Annotated in this window: 5 protein-coding genes and 1 pseudogene; 1 reads left to right on the forward strand and 5 read right to left on the reverse strand. The window is 64.5% G+C overall.

Annotated features, from left to right (window positions below; all coding sequences use genetic code 11):
- Positions 1 to 119 precede the first annotated feature (119 nt).
- From ribF to nusA, 5 genes are all read right to left on the reverse strand, one after another.
- Positions 120 to 1,295 (reverse strand): bifunctional riboflavin kinase/FMN adenylyltransferase, encoded by a 1,176-nt coding sequence (gene ribF, locus KIH75_RS06430; protein WP_219055935.1) that lies wholly within the window; start codon positions 1,293 to 1,295, stop codon positions 120 to 122.
- A gap of 155 nt (positions 1,296 to 1,450) precedes the next feature.
- Positions 1,451 to 2,599: a tRNA pseudouridine(55) synthase TruB gene (gene truB, locus KIH75_RS06435; RefSeq protein ID WP_219055936.1), complete on the reverse strand. Its 1,149-nt coding sequence runs from the start codon at positions 2,597 to 2,599 to the stop codon at positions 1,451 to 1,453.
- On the reverse strand, positions 2,565 to 3,077 hold the full coding sequence (gene rbfA / locus KIH75_RS06440; RefSeq protein ID WP_219055937.1) for a 30S ribosome-binding factor RbfA: 513 nt from the start codon (positions 3,075 to 3,077) through the stop codon (positions 2,565 to 2,567). Before rbfA ends, truB begins: the two co-directional genes overlap by 35 nt.
- 238 nt (positions 3,078 to 3,315) lie before the next feature.
- Complete coding sequence (gene infB / locus KIH75_RS06445; RefSeq protein ID WP_219055938.1) at positions 3,316 to 6,105, reverse strand: translation initiation factor IF-2; 2,790 nt, start codon at positions 6,103 to 6,105, stop codon at positions 3,316 to 3,318.
- Between the two features lie 159 nt (positions 6,106 to 6,264).
- Complete coding sequence (nusA, locus tag KIH75_RS06450) at positions 6,265 to 7,308, reverse strand: transcription termination factor NusA (RefSeq protein WP_219055939.1); 1,044 nt, start codon at positions 7,306 to 7,308, stop codon at positions 6,265 to 6,267.
- 74 nt (positions 7,309 to 7,382) lie between these two features.
- Here nusA and KIH75_RS06455 point away from each other — a divergent pair.
- Positions 7,383 to 7,814 (forward strand): annotated as a pseudogene (locus KIH75_RS06455) (hypothetical protein); the annotation flags it as partial.

Below are 7,814 nucleotides of genomic sequence, written 5' to 3' on the forward strand. Positions count from 1 at the left end.
CAACCACAGATTTACCAAACACGCTTTTCGTTGGCGCATGACTACCGGCTAGACGCCCACCCAATTCCAACCTCAGATTTTACATACCCCTTTTTCTTTCGGTACCGTCCGTGCGCCGATCAGTGTGCGTCGCCGGTAATGCGCTTGGTTTCCTCCACGTTGCGGCGGAGTTCGGCCGTCAATTCGTCGACCCCGTCGAACTTGACCTGCGGGCGCAGGAATCCGGCGAATTCCACGCGGACGGTGTGACCGTACAGTTCGAGCCAATCCTCGCTCAGGCAGTACGCTTCCACCACGCGCTCATGCATGCCGGTGGCTTCGCTGAACGTGGGCTTGGTGCCGATGGAGATGGCGGCGGGCCAGCGCGGCGCATCCTGCGCGTCATGCACGCGCGCCGCACGCGTTTCCAGATCGGCGTTTTCGCAGGCTTCGCCCAAGTCGACCAGCCAACCCGCGTACACGCCGTCCACGGGCAGGTATCCGGTGATATCAGATCCGAGATTGGCCGTGGGGAATCCGATGGAGCGCCCACGTTCCTCGCCGTGCACCACGTTGCCGGTCACCGCATGGGCGTGGCCGAGAATGGCGTCGGCGTCCTTGATACGTCCATTGCCCAGCAGATAGCGCACGTTGCTTGAGCTCCATGTGCGCACCGGCTTGGCCTGATGCTTCTTGCTCCACGCACGGCGTTCCGCCTTGTTGGCGTTCGCCAGCGGATCGACGGGTTCTCCCCAGTCGGCGGGCATCTGCGGCTTCCAGTCGCGCGGAATGCGCACTTCGCCGGGGCCACGGTCGTCCACCACGTCGAGTTCGAACACGCCAGTCGCCGCGGCGAGATTCTCGATCGCATGCACGTCGCCCTTGCGTCCGGCTCCCAATGCGGCGTCGGCGCCGAGCACCAGCGTGCGCATGCCGAGTTTGCCGGTCAACTGGCCGAGGAAGAAGATATAGGATTTTTCGGCGAATGCCAGCGTGTACCGCACCACATACACCTGCTCGATACCGGCCTGTTCCATGGCCGCCAGTCGCTCGTCCACACCGGTGAGCGCGTCCACATCCACTGCGGGCGCGTTTTCGCCGTGCGCATGCACGAATGCCGGGCGGGGGTCGAACAGCATGACCGCCGAAGCCGCGTCATGCTGCTTCGCGAGTTCCACAACGCGGCCGATCACCGCCTGATGACCCAAGTGCATGCCGTCGAAGGAGCCGAGCGTAATCACCATACGACGGTCCTTATCCACGTCGGGCCATTCGATGTCGCCATGCTCGTCGGGGATCAAAGTCGTGATGTTCATACGTGATGTCCTTCGCGTTGTACCGATGATGTACGTTCTAACGTTTACGCCGCGTCCACTGTAGCAGGCGAGCCCGCCCGCGTTTCCGGCTTCTTCGGGCGGCCGTTCGGTCGGCTATTCGTTCGGCCATCCGGCCGGTCGGCCATTCGGTCGGCTCAGTCGGCTGGGAACACGGTGAGCGGTTTGGCCATATGGGCGTTGGCTCTGCCGATGATGGCCACCACGTCCGCTTCCGCGCCGTCACCCGCCGCAGGCACATAGGCCACGGTGTCGCAGGTCACGGCCCGTGCGATCCGCCTGCCGAAACGCAGTTCTGCCGCCTCGTTCGCGTCGATGGCAATGACCGGCATGGCGCCTTTGGCGGCATCCAGCATGCCGAGCGCATGGCCCAGCACCCAATCGGTGCGTTCGTCGCCACGTTCGAACGGCGTATCGAGCACGGCTCGATTGCGGGTGATGGTTTCGCCTTCACGGTTCGTGAAGGTTTTCGCCTCCGCGTGCGCGGTGATGATGCGTGCCGTGTTCGCCTGCGGGTCGGCAAGGCCGCTGGCGTCGTCGGGTAGGGCGAAACGCCCCACGCACGTGCGGCGCAGCCGGGTGAGATAGCCGCCGATGCCGAGTTCGGCACCCAGATCACGCGCCAGGGCACGGATATACGTGCCGGACGAGCAGCTGACGCGCACATCCACGTCCATCACCGGTTCCGCATGGCCTTCATCGGGCGTGGCGCACAGCTGGCAGGCGGCATCCTCCAAGCCCGCATACCCTTGCCGGGCGTCGAGCACGGCGAATTCGCCGATGGTGACCTTACGGGCCTTGAGCTCCACGTCCTTGCCTTCGCGGGCCAGATCGTAGGCGCGCTTGCCGTTGATCTTGATCGAGGAGAAGGTGTTGGGCACCTGATCGATATCGCCGAGGAAACGCGTCCGAACCGCGCTTTCCACCGCCTGCACGGCCTGCACCGGGTCGGCGGGCGGGAGGATCGCGGCCTGGGCACTGCCGTCGAATCGGCACACGTCGCCTTCCGCGTCGTCGGTGGTGCTGCACAGGCCGAGCCGGATGGTCGCCTCATACGTCTTGTCGTGTTCGACGATGGCGCTCAACAGTCGCGTGGCGCGGCCGAACGCGAGCACCAGCAGACCGGTGGCCATGGGGTCCAATGTGCCCGCATGGCCTACCTTCTTGATATGCAGCGCGCCGCGTGCGGCGGCGACCACATCGAAGCTGGTGACGCCCTGCGGCTTGTCGACCAGCAGCAGACCGGACGGCTCAGGCTTCCGCATCGTCCCAGTCTTCGTCGTCATCGTCCCAATCATCCGAATCCGTCTGATCGGTTTCGTCCTCGTTCTCCTCGGGGTGCTTGTACGGGTCGGCGTCACCGGCGTACTGCGCGGTTTCGCGGGCCTTGGCGAGTTCCTCGTCACGCTTGCGCGCGACGGCGAGAATATCCTCGATCTCGTGCGCTTCGCCCGGCACTTCGTCGAACACGAACTGCAGCTGCGGGGTCAGGCGCAGACCCGCCTTGGTGCCCACCAGGGAGCGCAGACGGCCCTTGGCCTGGTTCAGCGCCTGCTGGGCGCGCTTGCGTTCGCCGTCCTCATGGCCTTCGTGGCCGAGCTGGGTCCAGTAGACCTTGGCGAGCTGCAGATCGTTGGTCACACGGACTTCGGTGATGGTGATGTTCGCCAGTCGCTTATCGTGCAGCTGGGCCTCCATCGAGGAGGCGATCACACGCTGGATCAGGGCCGCGATACGCGCGGCGCGCGGGTTGGTTCCTGCCATGGGTTTTCCTTTACGTATGTCGATGATGTTGCGGTTCCCGTGTTTCGCACGGCGCGGGAACGGTTGGGGTCTTCGGGTTCCGGCCCCCATGTGCGCCGTTGGGGCATGCCGATGGGCGGATTCACCGCCCGACGTTATGCCCGTTAAAACGAATCAGTGCACGCCTCTGCCGCGGCCTTGCCGTCGGCGGAAACGTACACTGATCGTTCATATGACTGTCGTCGTTCGCGTGCGACGACTACTTGCGTTCGATTTCGCGCATCTCGAAGGTTTCGATGATGTCGCCGATCTCGATGTCGTTGAAGGTGCCGAGGTTGATACCGGCCTCGTAGCCTTCCTTGACGGACTGCACGTCGTCCTTGAAACGACGCAGCGAGGAGATCTCCAGATCGTTGACGGTAGCCACGCCATTGCGCAGGATACGGCACTTCGTACCACGCTTGACCTCGCCGTCCTGCACCATGACGCCGGCGATGTTGCCGAACTTGGAGGAACGGAAGATCTCGCGGATCTCGGAGTGGGAGGTGGTGACCTCTTCGTATTCCGGCTTCAGCATGCCCTTCAGGGATGCCTCGATGTCTTCGATGGCCTTGTAGATGATCGAGTAGTACTTGATCTCCACGCCTTCGCGCTCGGCCAGATCCGCCACCTGACGGTTCGGGCGCACGTTGAAGCCGATGATGACGGCCTTGTCGACGGTCGCGAGGTTGACATCGTTCTGCGTGATAGCGCCGACGCCGCGGTGGATGACCTGAATGCCGACCTCGTCGGACACCTCGATCTTCATCAGGGAATCTTCCAGCGCCTCGACGGAACCGGAGGAATCGCCCTTGATGACGATGTTGAGCATATCCACCTCGGACTTGGCGAACTGCTCCTTGAGGCTTTCCAGGGAGACGATCTTGCGACGCTTCGCCAGCTGGGCGGCACGCTCGGTGGCCTGACGCTTCTCGGCGATCTGACGGGCCGCACGATCATCGCCGGCCACGAGGAACAGGTCGCCCGCGGTGGGCACGGAGGTGAGGCCGAGCACCTGCACCGGGCAGGAGGGGCCTGCGGTCTTCATCTGCTTGCCATTCTCGTCGAGCATGGCGCGGACGCGGCCGTACGAAGTACCGGCAACGATCGAATCGCCCACGTGGAGCGTACCGGACTGCACCAGCACGGTGGCCACGGCGCCGCGACCCTTGTCGAGTCGGGCTTCGATGGTGGCGCCACGGGCGTCCATATCCGGGTTGGCGCGCAGGTCGAGCTCCGCGTCGGCCGTGAGCAGCACGGCTTCGAGCAGCTTGTCGACGTTCGTGCCCTGCTTGGCGGAGATGTCGACGAACATGGTGTCGCCGCCGTATTCCTCCGGCACGAGGCCGAACTCGGTGAGCTGGCCGCGGACCTTGTCGGGGTTGGCGCCCGGCTTATCGATCTTGTTCACGGCGACCACGATCGGCACGTGGGCGGCCTGGGCGTGGTTGATGGCTTCAACGGTCTGGGGCATCACACCATCGTCCGCGGCGACCACGAGGATCGCGACGTCGGTGAGTTCGGCGCCACGCGCACGCATGGCGGTGAAGGCCTCGTGGCCAGGGGTATCAAGGAAGGTGATCTTGCGCTGTTCGCCCTCAAGGGTGACGGACACCTGGTAGGCGCCGATACGCTGGGTGATGCCGCCGGCTTCGCCTTCGATGACGTTGCTTCGACGGATGGTGTCCAGCAGTCGGGTCTTACCGTGATCGACGTGGCCCATGACTGTGACGACCGGCGGACGGGGCTTGAGATCCTCGTCGTCCTGCAGCTCTTCCTCATCAAGGTCGATGTCGAACTGCTGCAGCAGCTCCTTGTCTTCCTCTTCCGCGGAAACCAGCTTGATATCCCAGCCGATTTCCTCGCCGAGGATCTGGAAGGTGGCTTCGTCGAGGGACTGCGTGGCCGTGGCCATTTCGCCGAGATGGAACATCACGGTGACGAGGGCCGCCGGATTGACGTTGATCTTCTCAGCCAGATCGGCAAGGCTTGCGCCCTGACGCAGACGGATCACCTGACCATCGCCGCGCGGAATGCGCACGCCGCCGATGGTCGGTGCTTTGATCTCCTCATATTCACGACGCTTCGCCAGCCTGTTTTTACGAGCCTTCGAAGACTTGCCGCCCTGACGGCCGAATGCGCCTGCAGCACCGCCGCGACCGCGACCGCCGCCGCGTGCGGGACCGTTGCTCGGACCGCTGCTCGGGAAGTTGTTCTGCTGGCCGGTGCCGCTACGGAAACCGCCGCGTGCGCCGCCGCCCTGCTGGCCGCCGCGCTGTGCGCCGCCATTGCGGTTCTGGCCCCACTGGCCGGGACGTGCGCCCTGCGCTCCCTGACCCGGACGACCGCCGCGGAAACCACCGCGACCGCCGCGACCACCACGGCCGCCGCGCTTGTCCTCGTTGTTGTTCACGGTCGGACGCGCCATCGGATGCGGACGCGGGATGTCGCCCGGCGTAGGCGTATGCATGCCCTGCTTGCGGCTGAACGGATTGTTGCCCGGACGCGGACCCGGGGTGTGCGGACGCTGCTGCGAGGACGCGTTGCCCTGGGCGGCGTGCGGTGCGGGCACCGGGGCCTTCGGACCCGGCTTGGCCTGGCGCATGCCCGGTTTGGGCTGCTGTGCGGCGGGCTTTTCGTTGCGCTGCTGCGGAGCGTTGCCGTTACGGTCGTTACGGTGCGGCTTGGGGCCGGGCACCGCAGGGCGCTGCTGCTTCGGCGCACCCGGCTTGGCTGCCGGGGCGGCCGGCTTGGCGGGGCCGGGCTTCACACCGGGCTTGACGATCGGCTTCGGGGTAGCCTTGGGAGCAGCTGCCTTCGGCTGTTCCTTCCCCTTGGCTGCGCCGTCGCCCTTCGGAGCCAACGCGGCCTTGAGCTTGCGCTCGACCGGGGGCTCGACGGTGGAGGATGCCGACTTGACGAACTCCCCCATATCCTTCAGCTTCTCCAGCACGGTCTTGCTGTCGAGGCCAAGGTCCTTGGCGATTTCATATACGCGTGGTTTTGCCACTACTTGTTCTCCTATCTGTGACCACGCGCCCGCGCAGTCAATGCTCGATGACGGTGAGCCTGTTCATCGTGCAACCATGATCGTGTGTATCCTCGTCGTTCGACTCAGAGCCTACTTATGCCTGATAAATTCCGGCATAAGCATACCCAAAGCGCTGGATTATTCGTCTGCCTGCTTGTCCGCCTGCTCGGCCATCTTCTTGGCGTGATTCTCGGCGGACTCGATGCCGATCTTCCAGCCGGTAAGCTTGGCGGCCAGACGGGCGTTCTGCCCTTCCTTGCCGATGGCCAGCGACAGCTGGTCGTCGTGGATGAAGGCGATGGCGGTCTTGTTCTTCTCGCTGATGACCTGCACGCCGGTGGCGACGGCCGGGGACAGCGCGGAGGCGACGAACTTCGCCGGATCGTCGGAGTAGTCGACGATGTCGATCTTCTCCTGGCCGAGGTTCTCCATCACCGCGCGGACACGAGCGCCGCCGGGGCCGATCAGGGCACCCTTCGGGTTCACGCCTTCCATGTTGGCCTTGACCGCGATCTTGGTGCGGGCACCGGCCTCACGGGCGATGGCCATGATCGACACGGCACCGGAAACCAGCTCCGGCACTTCGCGTTCGAACAGGCAACGCACCAGTTCCGGATGGGAGCGGGAGACGATGATCTCCGGTCCCTTGATGCCGCGGCCGACGTTCACCACGTACACGCGCAGACGTTCGCCGTGACGGTAACGTTCACCCGGCACCTGCTCGCGACGCGGCAGCAGCGCTTCGACATCGCCGACGGCGATGTGCACGTTGGAGGGATCCTTGACATCCTGCTGGACGACACCGGTGATCAGCTTGCCCTTCTGACCGCTGAACGCACCGAAGATCCTCTCGTCCTCCGCACGGCGGAACAGCAGGGTGATGACCTGACGTGCCGTGGCGGCGGCGAGACGACCGAAGTCCTTGGGGGTGTCGTCGTATTCCTCACCCAGCGTGGGCGCGGGATGCGGGTTCTCCTCGGTGGGGGTTCCCGGGATCTCGTCGGCGGCCCACACGGTGAACGTGCCGGCGCGGTCGTCGAGTTCGATGCGCGCGTGCTTGGCGGCGTGCGGCGTCTTCAGATATGCGAGGCGCAGCGCCTCGGAAAGAGCGTCATCAAGTGTTTCAGCGTCAATACCCTGCTCCGCTGCGAGCTTATGAATTCCTGCCAGGTCCAGTTCCATATTCCGCAAGACCTCCCTTAAATTATTGCGTACTAGGCTCATATGGTCATAGTCAAAGCTTATTCTACTGTTTTATGCAGACACTTCGAGATGCCCTCCCCTTGGGCGCACGGTCGCTGGCGATAGCGGCCGCATGCGCCATGCTCATGCCGCTCGCGGGATGTTCGGCACCGAATCTCGAAGCGCAGGTCAACGAGGCCGCCAAACCCGACACCTGTGAAAGCTCGTATGAATCCGCAGTAGGTGAATCGGGTACCATGGCCGCCGGCCATCCGCTGATGATGCGCTATCTCAGCGCGACCGCCGCCGCGTCGTCCTGGGCCGAGGTCGCCTCTTCCTGCCCGGCCCGCGCCGTCGAAGGCGCCGTGCACTCCGCGCAATCCTCATACACCGCCCAGGTGCTTGCCGCACGTTTGGGCATCACCGTATCCTCCGCACCCACCATGGACTACGGTTCGCTGGTGCGGTTGAGCATGGACGCCGATGCATTGTCGAAGATCGTGTTG

Origin of the sequence: Bifidobacterium pongonis, from assembly GCF_019331805.1 — a bacterium.
Taxonomy (GTDB): domain Bacteria; phylum Actinomycetota; class Actinomycetes; order Actinomycetales; family Bifidobacteriaceae; genus Bifidobacterium; species Bifidobacterium pongonis.